The organism is Nonomuraea sp. B5E05 (assembly GCF_039880665.1).
Lineage (GTDB): Bacteria > Actinomycetota > Actinomycetes > Streptosporangiales > Streptosporangiaceae > Nonomuraea.
On the sequence record NZ_JBDPMJ010000016.1, the window covers coordinates 59085 to 80494 of the forward strand.

At 69.9% G+C, this 21410-nt stretch carries 21 protein-coding genes and 1 pseudogene; 10 read left to right on the plus strand and 12 right to left on the minus strand.

Annotated features, from left to right (window positions below; all coding sequences use genetic code 11):
• Nucleotides 1-469 precede the first annotated feature (469 nt).
• The 3 genes from ABGB01_RS27445 (at nt 470) to ABGB01_RS27455 (ending at nt 3830) form a co-directional block, all read left to right on the plus strand.
• Complete coding sequence (locus ABGB01_RS27445) at nt 470-1360, plus strand: CapA family protein (RefSeq protein ID WP_347776550.1); 891 nt, start codon at nt 470-472, stop codon at nt 1358-1360.
• 56 nt (nt 1361-1416) lie between these two features.
• Nucleotides 1417-3141: an SDR family oxidoreductase gene (locus ABGB01_RS27450; RefSeq protein WP_347776408.1), complete on the plus strand. Its 1725-nt coding sequence runs from the start codon at nt 1417-1419 to the stop codon at nt 3139-3141.
• Between the two features lie 122 nt (nt 3142-3263).
• The gene (locus tag ABGB01_RS27455; protein ID WP_347776409.1) at nt 3264-3830 is read left to right on the plus strand and encodes a TetR/AcrR family transcriptional regulator; all 567 of its coding nucleotides are present in this window, start codon (nt 3264-3266) and stop codon (nt 3828-3830) included.
• A 4-nt stretch (nt 3831-3834) separates the two neighbouring features.
• On the opposite strand, the gene ABGB01_RS27460 is transcribed toward ABGB01_RS27455, so the two are convergent.
• Nucleotides 3835-4170 (minus strand): hypothetical protein, encoded by a 336-nt coding sequence (locus tag ABGB01_RS27460; RefSeq protein ID WP_347776410.1) that lies wholly within the window; start codon nt 4168-4170, stop codon nt 3835-3837.
• Between the two features lie 157 nt (nt 4171-4327).
• Between ABGB01_RS27460 and ABGB01_RS27465 the strand changes: the two genes are divergently transcribed.
• Nucleotides 4328-4858, plus strand: coding sequence for a tetratricopeptide repeat protein (locus ABGB01_RS27465; RefSeq protein WP_347776411.1), 531 nt, complete (start codon nt 4328-4330; stop codon nt 4856-4858).
• A gap of 189 nt (nt 4859-5047) precedes the next feature.
• Here ABGB01_RS27465 and ABGB01_RS27470 read toward each other — a convergent pair whose 3' ends face one another.
• The 7 genes and pseudogenes from ABGB01_RS27470 to ABGB01_RS27500 all read right to left on the minus strand — a co-directional run bounded on the left by ABGB01_RS27470 (nt 5048) and on the right by ABGB01_RS27500 (nt 13215).
• The gene (locus ABGB01_RS27470) at nt 5048-5710 is read right to left on the minus strand and encodes a hypothetical protein (RefSeq protein ID WP_347776412.1); all 663 of its coding nucleotides are present in this window, start codon (nt 5708-5710) and stop codon (nt 5048-5050) included.
• Nucleotides 5711-5934: 224 nt separating this feature from the next.
• On the minus strand, nt 5935-8505 hold the full coding sequence (gene clpB, locus ABGB01_RS27475) for an ATP-dependent chaperone ClpB (protein ID WP_347776413.1): 2571 nt from the start codon (nt 8503-8505) through the stop codon (nt 5935-5937).
• 73 nt (nt 8506-8578) lie between these two features.
• Nucleotides 8579-8860 (minus strand): annotated as a pseudogene (locus tag ABGB01_RS27480) (helix-turn-helix transcriptional regulator); the annotation flags it as partial.
• A 3-nt stretch (nt 8861-8863) separates the two neighbouring features.
• Complete coding sequence (gene dnaJ, locus ABGB01_RS27485; protein ID WP_347776414.1) at nt 8864-10039, minus strand: molecular chaperone DnaJ; 1176 nt, start codon at nt 10037-10039, stop codon at nt 8864-8866.
• 21 nt (nt 10040-10060) lie between these two features.
• The gene (gene grpE, locus ABGB01_RS27490; protein WP_347776415.1) at nt 10061-10651 is read right to left on the minus strand and encodes a nucleotide exchange factor GrpE; all 591 of its coding nucleotides are present in this window, start codon (nt 10649-10651) and stop codon (nt 10061-10063) included.
• The gene (dnaK, locus tag ABGB01_RS27495) at nt 10651-12525 is read right to left on the minus strand and encodes a molecular chaperone DnaK (RefSeq protein ID WP_347617254.1); all 1875 of its coding nucleotides are present in this window, start codon (nt 12523-12525) and stop codon (nt 10651-10653) included. The genes grpE and dnaK overlap by 1 nt, the downstream gene beginning before the upstream one ends.
• A gap of 231 nt (nt 12526-12756) precedes the next feature.
• The gene (locus ABGB01_RS27500) at nt 12757-13215 is read right to left on the minus strand and encodes a hypothetical protein (RefSeq protein WP_347776416.1); all 459 of its coding nucleotides are present in this window, start codon (nt 13213-13215) and stop codon (nt 12757-12759) included.
• A gap of 58 nt (nt 13216-13273) precedes the next feature.
• Here ABGB01_RS27500 and ABGB01_RS27505 point away from each other — a divergent pair, with 58 nt between their 5' ends.
• Together ABGB01_RS27505 and proC are read left to right on the plus strand one after the other, a co-directional pair.
• A complete protein-coding gene (locus tag ABGB01_RS27505) occupies nt 13274-14155 on the plus strand; it encodes a proline dehydrogenase family protein (RefSeq protein WP_347776417.1) in 882 nt (293 codons plus the stop codon).
• Nucleotides 14156-14215: 60 nt separating this feature from the next.
• A complete protein-coding gene (gene proC, locus ABGB01_RS27510; RefSeq protein ID WP_347776418.1) occupies nt 14216-15010 on the plus strand; it encodes a pyrroline-5-carboxylate reductase in 795 nt (264 codons plus the stop codon).
• A gap of 4 nt (nt 15011-15014) precedes the next feature.
• On the opposite strand, the gene ABGB01_RS27515 is transcribed toward proC, so the two are convergent.
• The 4 genes from ABGB01_RS27515 to ABGB01_RS27530 form a co-directional block, all read right to left on the minus strand.
• Complete coding sequence (locus ABGB01_RS27515) at nt 15015-15758, minus strand: ABC transporter permease subunit (RefSeq protein WP_347776419.1); 744 nt, start codon at nt 15756-15758, stop codon at nt 15015-15017.
• Nucleotides 15755-16645 carry an ATP-binding cassette domain-containing protein gene (locus ABGB01_RS27520; RefSeq protein ID WP_347776420.1) on the minus strand — a complete coding sequence of 297 codons (891 nt, stop codon included), beginning with the start codon at nt 16643-16645 and terminating at the stop codon, nt 15755-15757. Before ABGB01_RS27520 ends, ABGB01_RS27515 begins: the two co-directional genes overlap by 4 nt.
• 80 nt (nt 16646-16725) lie before the next feature.
• Nucleotides 16726-17397, minus strand: a complete 672-nt coding sequence (locus ABGB01_RS27525; protein ID WP_347776421.1) for a response regulator transcription factor — start codon at nt 17395-17397, stop codon at nt 16726-16728.
• The gene (locus ABGB01_RS27530) at nt 17394-18521 is read right to left on the minus strand and encodes a histidine kinase (RefSeq protein WP_347776422.1); all 1128 of its coding nucleotides are present in this window, start codon (nt 18519-18521) and stop codon (nt 17394-17396) included. The genes ABGB01_RS27525 and ABGB01_RS27530 overlap by 4 nt, the downstream gene beginning before the upstream one ends.
• Before the next feature lie 124 nt (nt 18522-18645).
• Between ABGB01_RS27530 and ABGB01_RS27535 the strand changes: the two genes are divergently transcribed.
• The 4 genes from ABGB01_RS27535 (at nt 18646) to ABGB01_RS27550 (ending at nt 21396) form a co-directional block, all read left to right on the plus strand.
• The gene (locus tag ABGB01_RS27535) at nt 18646-19809 is read left to right on the plus strand and encodes an acetoin utilization protein AcuC (RefSeq protein WP_347776423.1); all 1164 of its coding nucleotides are present in this window, start codon (nt 18646-18648) and stop codon (nt 19807-19809) included.
• A 15-nt stretch (nt 19810-19824) separates the two neighbouring features.
• Complete coding sequence (locus ABGB01_RS27540) at nt 19825-20613, plus strand: phosphatase (RefSeq protein ID WP_347776424.1); 789 nt, start codon at nt 19825-19827, stop codon at nt 20611-20613.
• A gap of 306 nt (nt 20614-20919) precedes the next feature.
• Entirely contained in the window at nt 20920-21123 is a 204-nt protein-coding gene (locus tag ABGB01_RS27545) for a helix-turn-helix domain-containing protein (RefSeq protein ID WP_026214222.1), read from the plus strand.
• A 174-nt stretch (nt 21124-21297) separates the two neighbouring features.
• Entirely contained in the window at nt 21298-21396 is a 99-nt protein-coding gene (locus ABGB01_RS27550; protein WP_018654693.1) for an AURKAIP1/COX24 domain-containing protein, read from the plus strand.
• Nucleotides 21397-21410: the final 14 nt, after the last annotated feature.

Here is a 21410-nt window from a genome sequence, read left to right on the forward strand (position 1 = left end):
GGGCGCCGAGGGTGACGGGGGGCCATAGGCACAAGGTGTCATACGAACGACTCGCGCCCTAGAAGCAGCGCGTGCCGGCTCCTGTGCCGAGCACGACCAGTCTCGCGGCCCTTCGCAAGCCCCGGATGATCGCCGGCACGTCGATGGATGACGAGACGCGCCACGAAGTGTCCGATTTGTTGTCAAACGTGTGGACTGCACGGTAACCGCCCTGCATGGCATGCTCGATCCCTAGAAGACAGGATTCGAGTGGAAGTGGCGGTAGATGAGACTCCCCCATGCCCTCCCGGTGCTCGCTGTCGTCGTGTCCCTGGCGGCATGCTCGTCGCCGCCGGAGAGGGAGCCGCAACGCGGGCAGGTGGAGCAGCAGCGGGCACCCTCCACGCCCTCGGCCACGCCCTCGGCGAAGCCAACGCCGCAGCGGCGGCCGTACACGATCGCCTTCGGCGGGGACGTGCACTTCGAGGGGATGTTGCGCCCCCGGCTCTCCAGCCCGCGCACGGCGCTGGGGCCGATCGCGAGCGTGTTGCGCAAGGCGGATTTATCGATGGTGAACCTGGAGACGGCCATCACCACCGGAGGTACGCCGGCGCCGGGCAAGGAGTTCACGTTCAGGGCCCCGCCCAGCGCGTTGAGCGCGTTGAAGGCCTCCGGGGTCGACGTGGCGTCCATGGCCAACAACCACGGCATGGACTACATGGACGACGGGCTGGCCGACACGCTGGCGGCGATCAGGCGCAGCAAGTTCCCCGTGGTGGGGATCGGGAAGGACGCGGCGCAGGCGTACCGGCCGTACCGGAAGACCGTGAACGGCAACCGGGTGGCGATCATCGGGGCCACCCAGGTCATGGACGCGGAGTTCATCCAGTCGTGGACGGCCACGTCCGGCAAGGGCGGGCTTGCTTCGGCCAAGGACGAGGAGAGCCTGCTCCGGGCCGTACGCAAGGCACGCAAGAACTCCGACACGGTGATCGTCCACCTGCACTGGGGGACCGAGATGCAGAAGTGCCCCAACCCGGCGCAGCGCTCGCTCGCCCCCAAGCTGGTCAAGGCGGGCGCCGACGTGGTGGTCGGCGGGCACGCCCACATCCTGCTCGGATCGGGATATCTCAAGAACGCGTACGTCAACTACGGCATGGGCAACTTCGTCTTCTACAACTCCAACCCGGCGACCACGGGCAGGACCGGGGTGCTGACGTTGACGATCAACGGGCGGAAGGTGCTGAAGGACACCTGGACGCCGGCCACCATCCAGGGCGGCGTCCCGGTGCCGATGAAGGGGTCGTCCAGGACGCGGGCGGTCGCGGACTGGAAGGAGTTGCGCTCCTGCACGGGCCTGTCGGCCCGGCCCGACAGGTGATCCGCGCGGACCCTCGTTGGTATTCTGCTGGACGGTGCGTCCAATAGGAGGTCGCGATGCGGTGGGTCGAGTCCGGTGACGTACGCCTGGCGCTGTTCGAGGAGGGCGACCCCGGCCGGCCGACGATCCTCCTCCTCCACGGTTATCCCGACACCCACCGCGTCTGGGACGAGGTGGCCGCACTCCTGCGCGACCGCTTCCACGTGGTGCGCTACGACGTGCGCGGGGCGGGCAGGTCCTCGGCCCCGCGCGACCGGCGCGCCTACGACTTCGACCACCTGATCGCCGATCTCGGCGCCGTGCTCGACGCCGTGGGCAAGCCCAGGGTCCACCTCGTGGGGCACGACTGGGGATCGCTGCAGGGGTGGGAGGCCGTCGCGCGGGAGGGGATCCGTGACCGGGTGGCCTCGTTCACCAGCCTGGGCGGGCCAGGGTTGCGGCAGATGCGGCATTTCATGCGGTACGGGCGGCGGCGTGACGTCGCGGCGCAGCGGATGAGGTCGTGGTACATCGGCGCCTTCCTGCTGCCCGCGCTGCCCGAGCTGGCCTGGGGCTCCGTCATGCCGCGGATCGTCACCCGCACCCTGCTCGGCGAGGGCGTCACACCACGGCCGGGGCATCCGGCGCCCACCCTGGCCGAGGACGGGCGCAACGGGCTCTGGCTCTACCGGCGCAACATGGCCGCCACGCTCGGCGACGCGGACCTCGACCCGCGCGTCTCCGACGTGCCCGTACAGGTCATCGAGGCCACGCGGGACCGGTTCGTGACGCCCGCGCTGCCGGCCTCGTTCGACCGGTGGGTGAGCGGGCTGTGGCGCCGCAGGCTCGCGGCCGGGCACTGGGCCCACCGCAGTCGTCCCGGCGCCGTCGCCGGGATGATCGCCGAGTTCGCCGGCCATGTCGACGGCGACCGGGCCGGCACGGCGTTGCGGCGGGCGCGGGTGGGGAGCGGGCGAGGGACGTTCGGCGGGCGGCTGGTGGTGGTGACGGGGGCCGGGTCGGGGATCGGGCTGGCGACGTCGCGGGCGTTCGCGGCGCACGGCGCCGAGGTGGTCTGCGCGGACATCGATCTCGCCGCCGCCGGGCGGGTCGCCGAGATGATCGGGAAAGATCTCGGGGGTACGGCACACGCGGCGCGGGTCGATGTCGCGGATATGGAGGAGATGGAGAATTTCTCGCGAAATATCATCGCTCAATATGGAGTGCCGGACATTGTGGTGAACAATGCCGGGATCGCGGTCGTCGGATCGTTTCTCGACCACACCATGGACGACTGGCGCAGGACCGTCGACATCAATCTGTGGGGCGTCGTGCACGGATGCCGTCTGTTCGCCGCCGCCATGGTCGAGCGCGGCCAGGGCGGCCACATCGTCAACGTCGCCTCCCTGGCCGCCTTCGCGCCCTCACGGCTGCTGCCCGCGTACTCCGCCTCGAAGGCCGCGGTGAAGATGCTCAGCGACTGCCTGCGAGCCGAGCTGGCCGGGCACGACATCGGGGTCAGCGCCATCTGCCCGGGCTTCGTCTCCACGGCCATCGCGCGCAACGCCACGTACACCGGTGCGGACCTGCACGACGACGCCGTACGCGGCCTGGCGCGGCGCGGATATCCACCCGAGCGCGTGGCCGCGCACGTTCTGCGTGCGGTGCACAGAAATCAGGCGGTCGTTCCGGTCAACCTGGAAGGAAAAATCGGATACGCCCTATCGCGGATTTCGCCACGGGCGATGCGCGGGCTGGCACGGTTGACCGGAACCACGACGGTATCCAGAAATCGCGGGTAACGATCGCACGTACGGGAGAAGATGATTCCGTGTCCTCGCCGCAAATTGATGAAGACTGCAGCCAGCCCAAAGCACTCAGGCGGCAACCCGCACAGCGCCGAAGCGCCCGGCGCGTCGAGCGCATGCTCGACGCCTGCGCCGAACTGCTCGACGAGACCGGGTACGAAGCCCTGTCCACCACCCGCATAGCCGAGCGGGCGGGCGTGGCGATCGGGTCGGTCTACCAGTTCTTTCCCGACAAGCGGGCGATCACGCAGGAGCTCACCCGGCGCAACGTCGAGGAGTTCGTCCGCCGGGTCGACCGCAAGTTCCTGGAGGAGGACCACCGAGGGTGGTGGGAGGCGGTCGACGCGATCATCGACGAATACGTCGATATGCACCGCACGGTCGCCGGCTTCAAGAGCCTGCACTTCGGTGACGTCGTCGACCTCAACCTGCTCGACTCCGACTCCGACAACAACACCGTGATCGCCGGGCGGCTGCGCGGGTTGTTCCTGAAGGAGTTCGGCCTGGCCGACAGCCCCGAGCTCGACCTCGCGGTGCTGGTGGCGGTCGAGGCGGGCGACGCCGTGCTGAAACTCGCCTTCCGCCGCGACCCCGACGGGGAGCCGGAGATCATCGAGGCGGCCAAACACCTGATCCGCGGCTTTCTCTCCCGCCAGCTGCGTTCATGGTCGCCGCTCGACTGAGCGCTCAGTGGCCGCCCGCGTACGGGGGCTCCGTGACCAGGCCGGGCAGCCAGGCGGGCACGTCGTCCGGCTGCCAGTGCCGCCGCTGGCCGAGCGCGGCCGTCGGCACCTCCTCATAGCCCGGCGCGGCAGGCGTGCGCAGGCACGGCCCCGGGTAGGAGACGGGACGCGCGTCCCTGGCCTCCCTGATGTGCAGCCGGGTCTCCAGGGCGCGCAGGCTGCGCTCCGCCGACTCGATGGCCTCGAGACGGGCCGACAGATAACCCGCGAGGCCGGGGATGAGGGCCGACAGTACGACAGCGCAGGCCAGCGTGAAGGTCATCTGCTTGGACACGCCCATCACGGCCCCCTTCGCTCGCTTGACAGCGGAGCATCTGCTATATGCCCGTGACCTGCACGAACACGCTCAGGAGGCGCAGAGTTGGGCGAGTCGTTACCGATTTGTGAGTGTGTGGATTGACCAGGCAAACGGCCGGGCGGCTCGGTAGTCTCGCGTTGTGGCGCATGTGACCCGTGAGCACCTTGATCGTCTGCTTGAGCAGGCTCTATTGGCCGACGACCACGATTCCCTGGCCAGTCGGCTCTACGACGTCGCGCTCGACTATTCCTCGGGCGACGTCTCCCGGGCTTCCATCCTGGTCCTCGCCGCCGAGGAGTGGCGAGCGGCGGGCCAGCCCGCGCGCGCGATGGAGTGTTTCCAGCGCGCGGTCGAGGACGGTGGCGAGGCGGGTTTCGACCCGCGTGCCGGCATCGCCGACACGCTCTTCGAGCTCGACAGGCCCGACGAGGCGAGGGAGGTCATCGAGACGATACGCGCTGAGGGCGGCGTCTCCACGGCGACCGCCCACACGATCGCCGAGACGCTCGTCGCCTACGGAGACCTCCGGGGTGGGCTCGAATGGGCCACCCAGGCGGTCCTCGACTGTGACGAGAACGACCCCGAGCAGGTGGCGCTGCTGCGCACCCGCTACCGCATCAGGGTCGATCTCGGGCTCCCCGAGGACGAGCTCGACGAGATGGTCTCCTGACCCGATCGCCCTCGCGCGACGTCGCGGCCCGTCCCCTGGCGGGGCCGCCGGTGGCCGGAGTTCACTGCGCCATGCCCGCACAAAGGCCGAAGGGGCCGCGGCCGGACGGCCGCGGCCCCTTCGGTTATGGAGATCCGGGCGCGGCAGGCACGTTCCGCGCCCGGACGAGATGGCCGGCGGACGGCGTGCTCACCGCAGGCCGAGGCCGTCCGTGAGCCCCGTGACGCCCGGCACCGCGGACCGGCCGCCGGTCAGCATCGAGGTGCCCTCGACGCTCTCCACCGCCTTCGGCAGCAGCACGCCGACGACGTCCTCGCCGACCTCGCGGACGGGCTTGTCCAGCTCCTTCGGCGACCGGATGCGGGAGCCCGCGATGCGGTTGTCGTGGGAGGCCTGGCCGAGCGACATCTCCGCCGGCAGCTTGGCCAGCAGCGGCGTCTCGGGCAGGGACGGCAGGGAGGGCAGCGCCGGCACGCTCGTCAGGGTCGACATGTCCTTCATGCCGGCCCGGCCCGGCACCGTGGGGAACACCACGGGCGAGGCGGAGGTCAGCATCGGCATGCCCCAGGTCGCCGCGACCCCGCCGATGTCGGCGCCGCCCAGCGCCGGCTTTCCGGCGGCCAGGCCCGTCAGGCCCAGCTGCCTGGCCAGCCGCCCGGTCGCCATGGCCAGCTTGCCCGACTCCTCGGCGACCATCCGGCTGCTGCCCGAGCCGCCGTCGTTGATGTCCACCCTCGACTGCTCGTGGCAGAAGGACAGGGCAGAGTCCGGTGACAACACGACCGGCTTGGTGTTCGAGCAGGAGTCAGCCGTCGAGGGGGTCGCGGCCCACCACGTGACACCAGCGGTCACCGCCGCCACCGCGAGGATGCTTCGGACTTTCTGGGATGACACTGCACGTCCCCCTGATCGATATCGCTGATCTGACGAACGCTGAACGTAGCCAGCCGGCCGGCCGGGGGAGCGCGGCTTGTCCGAAGTGTGGGGCGAACCTTACCCAGCTCCGTGCCGCATGACCGCGGCATGACACGCCGGAGCCCGGAGCCCGTTCGGGTCTCCGGGCTCCGGGGCGGGCCTCAGCCGCGCTGGATGAGCAGCTCGTCGTCGCCGAGTTCCACCATGACCTTGTCGCCGTCGGCGATCTCGCCCGACAACACCGCCTTGGCCAGCTTGTCGCCGATGGCCGACTGGACCAGGCGGCGCAGCGGGCGGGCGCCGTACATCGGGTCGTAGCCCGTCAGCGCCAGCCACTCGCGGGCCGCCGGCGTGACCTCGAGCGTCAGCCTGCGGTCGGCCAGGCGCTGCGCCAGGCGGTCGACCTGCAGGTCGACGATGCGTGCCAGCTCCTCGGAGCCGAGCGCGTCAAAGAGGATCACGTCGTCGAGCCGGTTGAGGAACTCCGGCTTGAACGAGTTGCGCACCGCCCCCATGACGGCCTCGCGTTTCGCGCCGTTCTCCAGCTTGGGATCGACGAGGAACTGCGAGCCGATGTTGGAGGTGAGGATCAGGATCGTGTTGCGGAAGTCGACCGTGCGGCCCTGGCCGTCGGTCAGCCGCCCGTCGTCGAGCACCTGCAGCAGGATGTCGAACACCTCGGGGTGGGCCTTCTCCACCTCGTCGAGCAGCACCACGGTGTACGGGCGCCGCCTGACGGCCTCGGTGAGCTGGCCGCCCTCCTCGTAGCCGACGTAGCCGGGAGGCGCGCCGACGAGCCTGGCCACGCTGTGCTTCTCGGAGTATTCGCTCATGTCGATGCGGGTCATCGCCCGCTCGTCGTCGAACAGGAACTCCGCCAGCGCCTTGGCCAGCTCGGTCTTGCCCACGCCGGTCGGCCCGAGGAACACGAACGAGCCCGTCGGCCTGTCGGGGTCGGCGATGCCGGCCCGGCTGCGGCGTACGGCGTCGGAAACGGCCTGTACGGCCTGCTGCTGGCCGATGAGCCGCCTGCCCAGCTCCTCCTCCATGCGCAGCAGCTTGGCCGTCTCCGCCTCCAGGAGCCGCCCCGCGGGGATGCCGGTCCACGACGAGATCACCTCGGCGATGTCGTCGGCCCCGACCTCCTCCTTGACCATCGTGTTGTCGGGCTGCGCCGCCTCGGACGCGGACTTCAGCACCTGCTCCAGCCGCGGCACCTCGGCGTACATGAGCCGGGACGCGGCCTCGAAGTCGCCGTCGCGCTGGGCCCGCTCGGCGGCGCTCCTGGCCTCGTCGAGCTGCTTCTTCAGCTCGCCGACCTTGTTGAGCCCGGCCTTCTCGTGCTCCCAGCGGCCGACGAGGGCGTTGAGCTCCTCCTGGCGGTCGGCCAGCTCCTGGCGCAGGCGTTCGAGCCGCTGTACGGAGGCCTCGTCGGTCTCCTTCGACAGCGCCAGCTCCTCCATCTTCATCCGGTCGACGTTGCGCTGGAGCTGGTCGATCTCCACTGGACGGGAGTCGATCTCCATGCGCAGCCGCGAGGCGGCCTCGTCGACCAGGTCGATGGCCTTGTCGGGGAGGAAGCGGTTGGTGATGTAGCGGTCGGACAGCGCGGCGGCGGCCACCAGCGCGCTGTCGGCGATCTGCACCTGGTGGTGGGCTTCGTAGCGGCCCTTGAGCCCGCGCAGGATCGCGATCGTGTCCGGGACCGTGGGCTCGCCCACGTAGACCTGCTGGAAGCGGCGCTCCAGCGCGGGGTCCTTCTCGATGCGCTCACGGTATTCGTCGAGCGTGGTAGCGCCGATCATGCGCAGCTCGCCGCGGGCCAGCATGGGCTTGAGCATGTTGCCGGCGTCCATCGCGCCCTCGGCGGCCCCCGCGCCGACGACGGTGTGCAGCTCGTCGATGAACGTCACGATCTGCCCGTCGCTCTCCTTGATCTCGGAGAGCACGGCCTTGAGCCGCTCCTCGAACTCGCCGCGGTATTTCGCGCCTGCCACCATCGCGCCCAGGTCGAGCGAGATCAGCCGCTTGTTGCGTAGTGATTCGGGCACGTCGCCGGCCACGATGCGCTGGGCCAGCCCTTCGACGACGGCGGTCTTGCCGACGCCGGGCTCGCCGATGAGAACCGGGTTGTTCTTGGTGCGGCGGCTGAGCACCTGGACGACGCGGCGGATCTCGGAGTCGCGGCCGATGACGGGGTCGAGCTTGCCGCCCCTCGCGTGCTCGGTCAGGTCGACGCCGTACTTCTCCAGCGCCTGGTAGGTGTCCTCAGGGGTCTCGCTGGTGACGCGGGCGTGGCCGCGTACTTTCTCGAAGGCGTCGAGCAGCGCCTGCGGCGTCGCGCCCTGCGCCTTCAGCAGGTCGGCCACCGGTCCGCCGTCGGCGGCCAGGCCCACCAGCAGGTGCTCGGTCGAGACGTAGAGGTCTTCGAGCCGGTTGGCGTGCTGGGCGGCGGTGTTCATCACCGTCAGGAGGTGGCGCGAGCTCGACGGCGCCCCCACGGTCGCGCCCTGCGCCTTCGGCAGCGTTGCCAGCTGCTCCTCCGCCCGCGCCCGTAGCGTGCGCCAGTCGGCGCCGACGGCTTCGAGCAGTGGCACGGCGGTGCCGCCGGTCTGGGAGAGCAGCGTGCTCAGCAGGTGAACGGGGGCGATCTCGGGGTTGCCCTCGGCGGCGGCACGCCGCATGGCACCCGAGAGCGCCTCCTGGCTCTTCTGGGTGAGCTTGTAGTCCATCGTTCTAGGCCCCCGGTGGCAGCTCGTAGCGGATCAGCGCTCGGACCATCCGCATCTCGGCACGCAGGCGGTGAACCTCCTCCCGCAGCCGCAGCGCTTCGTTCTCGAGCTCGAGAATCCGCTTGATGCCCGCGAGGTTGATGCCCTCCTCCTGGGAGAGCCGCTGCACCTCGCGGAGCTGGATGATGTCGCGTGTCGAGTAGAGGCGGCCGCGCCCCGCGGTGCGGCCGGGGCTGACCAGCCCCAGCCGGTCGTACTGGCGCAGGGTCTGGGGATGCAGCCCCGACAGCTGCGCGGCCACCGAGATCACATAGACGGGTGTGTCATCTGACAGGTCGAAATAGTTGGCGTCCATCGGCTACTCGCTTCTGGCTCGCTGAATGAGCTCAGCGCGTGGGTCCTCACTGGCGTTCGCGGTGTTGAACTCGGTGAGGAGCTCGCGCGACTTGTCGTCGAGCGTCTTCGGCACCACCACTTCGACCGTCGCGAGCAGGTCGGCTCTGGTGCCGTCTTTGCGGGTGACGCCCCTGCCGCGCACGCGGAACGTGCGGCCGTTGGGCGTGCCCGGGGGGATGCGCAGCGTCACCGGCATGCCCTTGAGGGTGGGCACCTTGATCTCGGCGCCCAGAGCGGCCTCCGTGAACGTCACCGGGACGGTGATCGTCAGGTTGTCGCCCGACCTGCCGAACACGGCATGTGGTTTGACGTGCGTCTGGATGTAGAGGTCGCCGGCGGGGCCGCCGTTCTCGCCCGGGGCGCCCTTGCCCTTGAGCCTGACCCGCTGGCCGTCGGCCACGCCCGCGGGGATGCGGGCCTGGATGGTGCGGGTGCTCTTGGCCCGGCCGCTGCCCTCGCACACGGGGCAGGGGTCGTCGACGAGCAGCCCGCGGCCCTTGCAGTCGCGGCAGGGCTCGGAGAAGGCGAAGTTGCCCAGGTTGCGGCTGGCCGCCCCGGTGCCCTCACAGGTGGGGCACACCCTGGGGGTCGTGCCCGCCCTGGCGCCCGTGCCGGTGCACGCGGCGCAGGCGGCCGAGCTCGTGAGCCTGAGCGACACCGTGGTGCCCTCGGCCGCTTCGGTGAACGTCAGCGTCACCTCGGACTCGACGTCCTGGCCGCGCCGCGGCCTGGACGTGGTCGAGGTGCGGGTGGAGCCGCCCCGGTTGAACAGCCCGCCGAACAGGTCGCCGAGCCGGTCACCCGCGCCTCCGCCGGAACCCGGCTGCGCCGTGCCGCCGAACAGGTCGCCGAAGTCGAACGGGAACCCGCCACCGCCGGCCCGCTGGCCGCCCACCCCGGACCCGAACAGCGTGCGCGCCTCGTCATATTCCTTGCGGCGCTTGCTGTCGGACAGGACGTCGTAAGCCTCGGAGACCTCCTTGAACTTGGTCTCCTTGGCGGCGTCGCCCTTGTTGGTGTCGGGGTGGTACTGCCTGGCCAGCTTCCGGTAGGCCTTTTTGATCTCGTCGGCGGTGGCGGTCTTGGGCACACCAAGGACGGCGTAGTAGTCCTTCTCCAAGTAGTCCTTGGTGCTCATCTACGGCCCTTCGTCCTCGTGTCAGTTGTCGTCGTCATCGGACGCGGGGGTGGCGTCCTCGGGCTCGGCGACGGCCACCCGCGCCGGGCGCAGCACCCGGTCGCCCATCCGGTAGCCGAGCTGCAGCACCTCGACGGCGGTCGGCTCGGTCACCTCGGTCGAGTAGCTGTGCATCAGCGCCTCGTGAACCGTCGGGTCGAACGGGTCGCCCTTCTGCCCGAAGGGACTGAGCCCCAGCTTGGTGAGCACTGCTTCCAGGGACTCCGCCACCTTCGCGAAGCCTCCGGTCAGCTCGCCGTGGTCGCGGGCCCTTCCGATGTCGTCGAGCACGGGAAGGAGCTCTGTCAGCGCCCCCGCGACCGCCTGCTCGCGGACCGCCACCCGGTCGCGCTCGACCCGCCTGCGGTAGTTGGTGTATTCGGCCTGGAGCCGCTGCAGGTCGGCGGTCCGCTCGGCGAGCTGGTCCGCCAGCTCGCCGTTCTGCGCCTGCGGTGCCTCGGCGGGCGCCTCCTGCTCGTCGGCCGGGGCCTCGCGCACCTGGCCCGTCTCGGGGTCGATCTTGCGGTTGTCGCGGATCACTGGCTCCTCGTGCCCGTTCTCACGCGCCGGCATCACTTGTCCTTCTTCGGCTGGTCTTCGTCGACGATCTCGGCTTCGACCACGTCGTCATCGGCCTTCTGGCCCTCCTGGCCGGACGCGGCGTCCTGCGGGGCGCCCTCGCCGCCGGCCTGCTGGCCCTGGCTCTGGGCGTAGATCGCCGAACCCATCTTCTGGCTGACGGTGGCGAGCTTCTCCGCCGAGGTGCGGATGACGTCGGTGTCGGTGCCCTCCAGAGCCTTCTTCAGCTCGGCCAGGGCGTCGTTGACCTCGGTCTTGATCTCGCCGGGGACCTTGTCGTCGTTCTCGCGGAGGAACTTCTCCGTCTGGTAGGCGAGCCCGTCGGCGTTGTTGCGGACCTCGGCCTCCTCGCGGCGCTTCTTGTCCTCCTCGGCGTACGACTCGGCCTCGCGCATCATCCGCTCGATGTCGTCCTTCGGCAGCGCGGAGCCGCCGGTGATCGTCATCGTCTGCTCCTTGCCCGTTCCCAGGTCCTTGGCGGAGACGTTGACGATGCCGTTGGCGTCGATGTCGAAGGTGACCTCGATCTGCGGGATGCCGCGCGGCGCCGGCGCGATGCCGGTCAGCTCGAACGTGGCCAGCTTCTTGTTGTAGGAGGCGATCTCGCGCTCGCCCTGGTAGACCTGGATCTGCACCGACGGCTGGTTGTCCTCGGCCGTGGTGAAGACCTCGGAGCGCTTGGTCGGGATCGTCGTGTTGCGCTCGATGATCTTGGTGAAGATGCCGCCCTTGGTCTCGATGCCCAGCGACAGCGGGGTCACGTCGAGCAGCAGGACGTCCTTGACCTCGCCCTTGAGCACGCCGGCCTGCAGGGCGGCGCCGATGGCGACGACCTCGTCGGGGTTGACGCCCTTGTTGGGCTCCTTGCCGCCGGTCAGCTCCTTGACGAGCTCGGAGACGGCGGGCATGCGGGTCGAGCCGCCGACGAGCACCACGTGGGCGATGTCGGCCACCTTGATGCCGGCGTCCTTGATGACCTGGTTGAACGGGCCCTTGGTCCGCTCGAGCAGGTCGGCCGTCAGCCGCTGGAACTCGGAGCGCGTCAGCTTCTCGTCGAGGTGCAGCGGGCCCTCGGCCGAGGCCGTGATGTAGGGCAGGTTGATGTTGGTCTCGGACTGGCTGGACAGCTCGATCTTGGCCTTCTCCGCCGCCTCACGCAGGCGCTGCAGGGCCATCTTGTCCTTGGCCAGGTCGACGCCGTGGGCGTTCTGGAAGCGCTTGACGAGCTCGTCGACGACGCGCTGGTCCCAGTCGTCGCCACCGAGGTGGTTGTCACCGGAGGTGGCCTTGACCTCGACGAAGCCGTGGCCGTCCTCCTGGCCGACGTCGAGCAGGGACACGTCGAAGGTGCCGCCGCCGAGGTCGAAGACCAGGATGGTCTGGTCCTGCTCCTTGTCGAGCCCGTAGGCGAGGGCCGCGGCGGTCGGCTCGTTGATGATGCGGAGCACGTTGAGGCCCGCGACCGTGCCGGCCTCCTTGGTGGCCTGGCGCTGGGCGTCGTTGAAGTAGGCGGGGACGGTGACCACCGCGTCGGTGATCTTCTCGCCCAGGTAGGCCTCGGCGTCCTGCTTGAGCTTCTGCAGGACGAAGGCGCTGATCTGCTGCGGCGAGAACTTCTTGCCGTCGATCTCCTGGGACCAGGTGGTGCCCATCTCCCGCTTGACCGACCGGATCGTCCGGTCCACGTTGGTGACCGCCTGGCGCTTGGCGACCTCGCCGACCAGGACCTCGCCGTTCTTCGCGAAGGCGACCACGGACGGCGTGGTCCGCGAGCCCTGCGCATTCGCGATGACGGTGGGCTCACCGCCCTCGAGGATCGAGACGACGGAGTTGGTCGTCCCAAGGTCGATACCTACCGCACGTGCCATGAGTGAGTCCTTGTGGTCAAAGTTGAGTCTGGCAGACTCAAGCTAGCGGATGTGTGTCGTCTTTGGCAAACGACTTGAGCCTACTCGACTCAACCCTCATGAGCGCCGAGACATTCCCGCAATAAAGGCCACATCACGAGCAACGGGGCAGCAGGGCCGGGGGTTCCGCGCACAGCGAACCCCCGGCGCCGTGGGTGCGTTGCCGGGGGTTCGCGGGCCGGGCTGCTCGCGTTACGGCTTGGCGCCGTCCACCACCTTCCGCTCGCCGAGCGGCTTCTTGAGCTTGACCGTGGTGGTCTTCTCGATCGCGATCATGATGCAGGAGACGTTCTTGGCCTTGGGGGACGTGCCCTCATACAGGGTGACCGTGACGCGCTTGGACGTCTCCTTGACCTTGACGCGGTCCAGCACCGTGCAGGGCTCCACCCCCGACTCCCACGTCAGCTGGAGTTTCTCGCCCTTGGCGACCGGCTTGGCCTTGGCCCAGCGGGCCTTGTGCACGTTGATGGCGTCGCCCGTCGGCTTGACCTGCTTGGGGCCCTTCGGGGGCGCCTTGCTGGGCATGGTGCCGACCGGGTTGGACACGACGGGCGGCTTGTCCTGGCTGGGGGAGGAGACCCGCTCGGCAGGCTGGGCCGTGCCGCAACTCGTCGCCAGCATCAGACATCCGGCCAGAAGGGGCGCTGTCATTGTCCGCATACTCCTACCACGGATCACGCCGGCCGCCGGTTCACCATAGTCTGGTCATGTGCTCCGTCAGGCATTGCTCGCTGTCTCCAAGAGCCGGCGCGCCGAGCGCGTCATCACCGCGTCGCCGCTGACCAGGGATGTGGTCAGGCGCTATGTCGCCGACGACGTCGGCGCCGCGGTCGACGAGCTGTCCCGCAGGGGGTTGCGCGTCTCCGTCGACCACCTCGGCGAGGATGTGACCGGCCGGGCCCAGGCCGAGGACACCGTGACCGCCTACCTGTCGCTGCTCCGCCTGCTGCCGGCGGGCGCCGACGTTTCGGTCAAGCTCACGGCGCTCGGGCTGCGGCTGTCGGAGGAGCTCGCGTTCGACCACGCCGCGGCCGTCTGCAGGGCCGCCGCGGCCAGAGACGTCACGGTGACGCTCGACGCGGAGGAGCACGACACGATCGCCATGCTGCACGCCGTGCACGCCGCGCTGCGCAAGGAGCACCCCGACGTGGGCGTGGTGGTGCAGGCCTACCTGCCCGACTCGCTCGACCGCTGCGAGCAGCTCGGCGACGCCAGGGTGCGGTTGTGCAAGGGCGCCTACACCGCTCCCGGCGCCTACACCTCGACCGCCGACATCGACCGCTCGTTCGTACGCTGCCTGAAGGTGCTGATGGCCGGCGCCGGCTATCCCATGGTCGCCACCCACGACCCCAGGCTGGTGCGCATCGCCTCGACGCTCGCCGTGCTCGACGGCCGCGACCCGGCCGGCTTCGAATATCAGATGTTGTACGGCGTGCGCCCCGACGAGCAGGCCCGCCTGGCGGCCCTCGGCTTCACGATGCGCGTCTACGTCCCCTACGGCGCCGACTGGTATCCCTACCTGATGCGCCGCCTGGCCGAGCGCCCCCGCAACCTGGCCTTCTTCCTGCGCTCCCTGCTGTCACGAGGCTAGCCCGCGAGACCAGGGACGGGCCGGTAAGCTGCATCAGCGTCTATTCCTCGAGGGGCGGAAATGATCGCGATTCTGGGCACGGGCAAGATGGGCGAGGCGCTGCTGTCCGGGCTGCTGCGCGCCGGCTTCATGCCCGGCGACATCATGGCGACCACGCGCAGGGCCGAGCGGGCGCAGGCGCTGCGCGAGACCTACGGCGTGCGCACCGTCACCAACTCCGAGGCGGCCAAGGCGGCCGACACGCTGATCCTCGCCGTCAAGCCCCAGGACATGGCCACGCTGCTGGCCGAGATCGCCCCCTACGTGCCCGCCGACCGCCTGGTGATCACCGCCGCGGCCGGCATCACGACGTCGTTCGTGGAGCAGCGGCTCGGCGTCGAGGTGCCGGTGGTCAGGGTGATGTCCAACACGCCCATCAAGTTCGACGAGGCGATGAGCGTGATCTCGGCGGGCGCGCACGCGGGCGAGGAGCACCTCAAGCTCACCGAGGCGCTGCTCAGCCCCGTCGGCAAGGTGCTGCGCATCCCCGAGTCGCAGCAGGACGCCGCCACCGCGCTCTCCGGCAGCGGCCCCGCCTACTTCTTCTACCTCGTCGAGGCCATGGTCGACGCGGGCATCCTGCTCGGCATGCCGCGGGCGGCCGCGCTCGACATGGTCACCCAGTCCATCGTCGGCGCCGCCGTGATGTTGCGCGACTCGGGCGAGCACCCGGTGATCCTGCGCGAGGCCGTCACCTCTCCTGGCGGCACCACGATCGCGGCCATCGCCGAGCTCGAGCGCCACAGCGTGCGGGCCGCGTTCCTGGCCGCCATCGAGGCGGCCCGCGACCGCGGCCGCGAGCTCGCCTCCGGCTGACCGCTCAGGCGTCGCGCCGCCGCAGCAACACGGCGCCGACGATCATGGTCACGGCGATCCAGACGAGATAGACGCCGAAGCCGCTCCACGGGCCGAGCGAGGCGTTGCGGACCAGCGGGACGGCCACCTGCATGCCCGCGTTGGTGGTGAAGTGGTCGGCCACCGTCCGGCCCACCTGGCCCGGCAACATGCCGGTGATCTGGGGCAGCACCAGCATCAGCGCGATGGCCGAGACGATCGCGCCGGGCGTGTGGCGTACGAGCGTGCCCAGCGCCAGCCCGAACAGGCCACACGCGGTGAGGTAGAGGCCGCAGCCCACCACCGCCCGCACGGCCTCCGCCATGTCGAGCGAGGGCGGCTGGGTGATGGCGACGCCCACGGCGAGCGAGGCGGCCGACGCGAGCGTGCACACGACCAGGGAGGTGACCGTGAACACCACGACCTTGCCGGTCAGCAGGCTCATCCGCTTGGGCACGGCCATCAGCGACGTGCGGATGCCGCCCGTACGGTATTCGCTGGAGATCACCAGCACGCCCAGCGTGGCGATGGACAACGACGCGAACATGATGCCGGTCAGGCTCAGCATGACGGCCTGGGCGCCGGGGATGTCGTCCTCGGTCGAGCCCTTGGCCGCGGAGGCGATGAGCGTGCCGATGCCCAGCATCAGCCCGGCGGTGACGGCCAGCGTCCACATCGTGGAGCGGACTGAGCGGATCTTGGTCCATTCGGACCTGAGGATGTCGATCATGAGGTGAACTCCAGGCTGTCCTTGGTCAGCTCCATGTACGCCGCTTCCAGCGAGGGCTGCACGAACGTCAGCTCCGCCAGCGGGATCCCGGCCCGCGCGGTGAGCGTGCCGATCTCGACCGGGCTCATCGCGGTCACCCGCAGGTGGTCGTGGTGGAGCTCGCCCACCTTGATCAGCTCGGCGACATCGGCCAGTCGCGGTGAGCGCACCCGTACGTAGCCCTGCGAGCTGCGCCCGATGAACTCCTCCACGCTCGTGTCGGCGATCAGCATGCCCTTGCCGATCACGATCAGATGGTCGGCGGTCTGCGCCATCTCGCTCATCAGATGGCTGGAGACGAACACCGTGCGGCCCTCGGCCGCCAGCTCGCGCATGAACGTGCGGATCCACAGGATGCCGTCGGGGTCGAGCCCGTTGACGGGCTCGTCGAACAGCAGGATCTCCGGGTCGCCGAGCAGCGCTGCGGCGATGCCCAGGCGCTGCGACATGCCCAGCGAGAACCCGCCGATCCGGCGCCCGGCCACCTCGCGCAGGCCCACGGCCTCCAGCACCTCGTCCACGCGGCCCTTCTGGATGCCGTTGCTCTGCGCGATGGCCAGCAGGTGGTTGCGGGCGCTGCGCCCGCCGTGCACGGCCTTGGCGTCCAGCAGCGCGCCCACCTTGCGCAGCGGGTGTCGCAGCTCGGCGTACGGCAGCCCGTCCACGAGCGCCGCGCCGTCCGACGGCCGGTCGAGCCCCAGGATCATCCGCATGGTCGTGGACTTCCCCGCGCCGTTGGGGCCGAGGAAACCGGTCACCCGGCCGGGCTCGACGTCGAACGACAGGTCCGACACGGCGACGGTCTTGCCGTAGCGCTTGCTCAGGTTCGTTGCCCGTATCGCGGTCATGATCCCAGCGTGCCGTCGCGGGAGGTCGTGTGCCTCCTGCGCGGGAACCGCTTCCCTGGCGGGGGTCTGGGAGCCTGGTCCTACTCTCCCGGGTGGACGAGCGCCGCCTCGTAGGCGACGATCACCGCCTGCGCCCGGTCCCTGACGCCGATCTTGGCGAACAGGTTCGTCACGTGGTTCTTGACGGTCGAGGGGGAGACGGACAGGGCCGTGGCGATCTCGGCGTTCGACCGGCCGCGGGCGATCAGCACGAGGATCTCCCGCTCGCGCTCCGTCAGGCCGGCCACCCCGGCGGGCACCGGGCGCCGCGGGCTCGCCTCAAGGGCTCCTGCGGCCCGTACGAACGTGCCGATCAGCCTGGTGAGCAGGCGCGGCGCGACGGCGGACTCGCCGCGGTGCACCACGCGCACGCCCTCGATCAGCTCCTCGGGGGAGACGTCCTTGGGCAGGAACCCCCCCGCTCCCGCCCTGAGCGCCGCGACCACGTTCTCGTCCAGGTCGAACGTGCTCAGCGCGAGCACCCGGACCTCCGGCAGCTCCGACGTGATCAGCTCGGTCGCGCGCACCCCGTCGAGGCCCGGCATGTGCAGGTCCATCAGCACCACGTCGGGGCGCAGCCGCCGGCTCAGGTCCACCGCCCCCGCGCCGTCGCCGGCCTCGCCCACGACACACATGTCCGGCTGGGCGTCGAGCATCAGTTTGAAGCCCACGCGCACCAGCGCGTGGTCGTCGGCCAGCAGCACTTTGATCACGGTGTCTCCAGGGGGATGCGGGCGTGTACGCGGAAACCTCCTTGCGGGGCGCGGGGCCCTGTGGAGAGTTGTCCGCCGCACAGCGCCACCCGCTCGGCCATGCCTCCGAGCCCGAACCCCGGCGACCCGGTCCCCTTGGTGCTGCCGTCGTCGACCACCTCGACCTCCACGGCGTCCGGTTCGTACGCGAGCCGCACGCTCGCCCGCGCGCCGGGTGCGTGCTTGCGTGTGTTGGTCAGCGCCTCCTGCACGATCCGGTACACCGCGTGGTCCACGACGGCCGGCAGCGGGACGGGCTCACCGGTCACGTTCAGGTGCGCGGGCAGCCCCGCCGATCTGGCCTCCTTGATCAGCGCGGGCAGCCGCTCGGCTCCCACCCCCGTGGCGGCGTCCGGCCCCTCGTGGCCGTCGGCCCTGAGCACGTCGAGCAGGCGGCGCATCTCGGACATCGCCTGGCGGGCGGTCTGCTCGGCGCTCTCCAGAGCGTCCCTGGTGACCTCCTGCTCGGCTGGGAGCGTGGCCCTGGCGCCGCCGACCAGGGCGTTGATCACGGTGATGTGGTGGGCGACCACGTCGTGCAGCTCCCTGGCGATGCGCCGCCGCTCGGCGCGGACCGCGGCGTCGGCGGCGTCGCGCCTGCCGCGTTCGTTCAGCTCGGTCCTGAGCCGGACGAGCTGCCCGACCCCGACGGGCACGCCGACGTTGAACAGGGCCATGACCCAGCCGCCGTTGACCTGGTCCAGCTCCAGCACTGTCGCGTAGGCGACGAACGCCGCCGCCGCGACGATCGCGGTCGTGCGGCCGGCGGTGTAGCGGCCCAGGCTGTAGTAGGCGACGAGCGCGGGGACGTTGCTGGACGGCACGACGTCCGCCGCCACGCCCACGGCTTCGAGCCCGGTGACCAGCGCGGTGACCAGGACCGGCCGGCGGCGCCGCATGAGCAGGAGCACGACGGCGACCAGGTAGGGCAGCGCGGTCAGGGCGAGCGCGGTGTTCCCCATGACGAGCATGACGGGGATCCCGATGATCCCGGGAAACCCGAGCACGATCACCAGCGTCCTGTCGAAGACCTGGGGACGCCGGAAGAAGCGGATGAGCCTGAGTAAGGACCGTGCTGGGCGCACGCTAAGACACTAAGTCACGAATCGGCGAGGTCGCGGGGAGATGTCCACCGGATGAACCCGGGCTACAACGAGGTGTCTGCGCTGCGGTAACGTCGGCGGGACAGGGCGATCGCGGAGGGGTGGCATGAGCCGGTCGACACAGGTGATCTGGGACGACGCTCTCACCTCCTACGACTTCGGCCCTGGCCATCCGCTCGCCCCCGTGCGGGTCGAGCTGACCATGGCGCTCGCCCGCGAGCTCGGCGTCCTCGACAAGGTCGAGGTGATCGGATGCGTGCCCGCCACCGACGACGAGCTGGCCATGGTCCACGAGCGCGGCTACATCGAGGCCGTCAGGCGCGTGTCCGCCGACGGCCGGCCCGACCTCGGCGCCGGGCTCGGCACCACCGACAACCCGGCGTTCAAGGGCGTGCACGACGCCTCCGCGCTGATCGCCGGCGCCTCGCTGGCCGCCGCCCGCGCGGTCTGGGAGGGCTCGGCCGAGCACGCCGTCAACATCGCGGGCGGGCTGCATCACGCGATGCCCGCCACGGCCAGCGGGTTCTGCGTCTACAACGACCCCGCGCTGGCGATCGCGTGGCTGCTGCGCCAGGGTGCGAGCCGCATCGCGTACGTCGACGTGGACGTGCACCACGGCGACGGCGTGCAGGCGGTGTTCTACGACGACCCGAGGGTCCTGACGATCAGCCTGCACGAGAGCCCGCGCACGTTGTTCCCCGGCACCGGGTTCCCCCATGAGACCGGCGCCGACGGCACCGCCGTCAACGTGGCGCTCCCCGCCGGCTGCGGCGACCCCGGCTGGCTGCGGGCCTTCGACGCGGTCGTGCCGCCACTGCTGCGCGAGTTCGGGCCGGAGATTCTGGTGACGCAGCACGGTTGCGACAGTCACGCGCTCGACCCGCTGGCCAACCTGATGCTCAGCGTCGACGGCCAGCGCACCGCCTACTCCGCCCTGCACCGCCTGGCTCACGAGACGGCGGGCGGCCGGTGGATCGCCACGGGCGGCGGCGGTTACGAGCTGGTGCAGGTGGTGCCGCGGGCGTGGACCCATCTCATCGCGGAGCTGGCGGGCCATCCGATCGATCCGGCCACGCCGACGAGCGACGAGTGGCGCCAGTTCGTACGCGATCGCACCGGCGAGACGGCGCCGCTGACCATGACCGACGGTCGCCATCCGGAATTCAACGACCTTTCCGGTGGTTATGACCCATCTGACCCCATTGACCGTGCGATCATGGCGACCCGAAACGCGGTCTTCCCCCTGCACGGGCTCGACCCCCTGCCCTGACGAGGAAGAAAAGCAGTGCTGAGCCGCGACGAACTCCGAGAGCACCTTGTCCAGAGCCGCATCGCCGGCGATGTCGCGACCTCCCGCGAGAACAACCTCGACCACTACAGTTCCCTGGCCAACGGCGACCCCTACTACATGCTGGGGCTCACGTTCGACCAGCCGTGGTCCTACCGCGACATCCTGGCGCTGATGGCGAAGTCCGCCGGCGTGGTCTCCGACCCGTCGCACCGCTGGGGCCAGGACACCATCGACCCCGATCTGACGATCGACGCGGTCGACGCCATGGCCGAGCGCGTCGCCGCCGTGCTGTCGCGGCCCGGCCCGTCCGTGTTGTTCGCCACCGGACACCCGACCGGCCTGCTCGCCGTCCACCTGCCGCTGGCCAGGCTCTGTGCCGAGCGCGGCGCGCGGCTGCTGACCCCCGGGGAGGGCTGGACGTACTCCGGGTCGGGGTTCGCCCGGCCGCGGCAGATCCGCTATCTGCAGGGCGTCGCGATGCTCGACGACAAGGGCGGATTCGTGCACACCCACGACGCCGACCCGATGCGCCACATGCTCTCCGAGCTTGACGGCGAGCTGCCCGACCTGGTTATCGCCGACCACGGCTGGGCAGGAGCGGCGGGAGAGGCAGGTGCGCCCACTGTGGGGTTCGCCGACAGCAATGACCCGGGGCTGTTCGTCGGTGAGGCTGAAGGGAAGATTGACGTAGTAGTGCCACTTGACGACAATGTGCTACCGCGATATTACGCTCCGTTGACCGAGCGGCTCGTCACTCTGGTCTCACGAGCCCTTCAGGTCTAATTCGGTCATCCCCATACCGTCTTTTCGCGCCTGCATTCCAAGAGGCTCGCCGTCCCTTTGCCAACTTTTGGCGGCGCTCCGGCGACTCTTATGTGTGGCAACTTGGACAGTTCCAACGTCCGGGTGAGGTGCTCGGCCCGGCTGCTGGCCAGCGACTTCGCTGGTTCGGCTGACAGGTGGCTCCGTTGACTGAGAAAATAGGGGGTTTGCGCACTCGGAGTCCCGACTTACGCTGACGGCAGTACACGTGCGTGAGCAATGGCACCAGTGGGGATAACCCGTAAACACGTGCGGAAGAGGCGTCCGATGGGTGCAGGCGAAAGACCTCTCAGTGAGGTGAAGTTCCTGACCGTTGCTGAAGTGGCCACGGTCATGAGGGTGTCCAAGATGACGGTGTACCGGCTCGTCCACTCTGGCGAGCTGCCGGCCATCCGTGTCGGCCGGTCGTTCAGGGTGCCTGAGCAGGCGGTACACGACTATCTGCGGGAGGCCTACATCGAGGCTGGTTAGCGTAGCGACGTGGACGACCATGTCGTGAGTGCTGTCGCGGGAGAGGCCCGGTCGCCATAAGACGCGACCGGGTGCTCACCCCCCCCAATGGGCGATCTACCGCCGATCGCCGGTAGTCTGTGAGCCGGTGTGCGCTCGCACACCGTTCAGACTTAGTCACGACCTGGGGGTCCCGTGGGCTCTGTGATCAAGAAGCGCCGCAAGCGGATGGCGAAGAAGAAGCACCGCAAGCTGCTCAAGAAGACGCGCATCCAGCGGCGCAACAAGAAGTAACACCGACGCAGCTG

Excerpts from the sequence above, each read along its gene's own strand:
- ABGB01_RS27515 (WP_347776419.1), bottom strand. The coding sequence starts at position 15,758 with ATGATCGACATCCTCAGGTCCGAATGGACCAAGATCCGCTCAGTCCGC.
- ABGB01_RS27535 (WP_347776423.1), top strand. The coding sequence starts at position 18,646 with ATGAGCCGGTCGACACAGGTGATCTGGGACGACGCTCTCACCTCCTAC.
- ABGB01_RS27460 (WP_347776410.1), bottom strand. The coding sequence starts at position 4,170 with ATGGGCGTGTCCAAGCAGATGACCTTCACGCTGGCCTGCGCTGTCGTA.
- ABGB01_RS27450 (WP_347776408.1), top strand. The coding sequence starts at position 1,417 with ATGCGGTGGGTCGAGTCCGGTGACGTACGCCTGGCGCTGTTCGAGGAG.
- grpE (WP_347776415.1), bottom strand. The coding sequence starts at position 10,651 with ATGCCGGCGCGTGAGAACGGGCACGAGGAGCCAGTGATCCGCGACAAC.
- clpB (WP_347776413.1), bottom strand. The coding sequence starts at position 8,505 with ATGGACTACAAGCTCACCCAGAAGAGCCAGGAGGCGCTCTCGGGTGCC.
- ABGB01_RS27455 (WP_347776409.1), top strand. The coding sequence starts at position 3,264 with ATGCTCGACGCCTGCGCCGAACTGCTCGACGAGACCGGGTACGAAGCC.
- proC (WP_347776418.1), top strand. The coding sequence starts at position 14,216 with ATGATCGCGATTCTGGGCACGGGCAAGATGGGCGAGGCGCTGCTGTCC.
- ABGB01_RS27545 (WP_026214222.1), top strand. The coding sequence starts at position 20,920 with ATGGGTGCAGGCGAAAGACCTCTCAGTGAGGTGAAGTTCCTGACCGTT.
- ABGB01_RS27520 (WP_347776420.1), bottom strand. The coding sequence starts at position 16,645 with ATGACCGCGATACGGGCAACGAACCTGAGCAAGCGCTACGGCAAGACC.
- ABGB01_RS27500 (WP_347776416.1), bottom strand. The coding sequence starts at position 13,215 with ATGACAGCGCCCCTTCTGGCCGGATGTCTGATGCTGGCGACGAGTTGC.
- dnaK (WP_347617254.1), bottom strand. The coding sequence starts at position 12,525 with ATGGCACGTGCGGTAGGTATCGACCTTGGGACGACCAACTCCGTCGTC.
- dnaJ (WP_347776414.1), bottom strand. The coding sequence starts at position 10,039 with ATGAGCACCAAGGACTACTTGGAGAAGGACTACTACGCCGTCCTTGGT.
- ABGB01_RS27445 (WP_347776550.1), top strand. The coding sequence starts at position 470 with ATGTTGCGCCCCCGGCTCTCCAGCCCGCGCACGGCGCTGGGGCCGATC.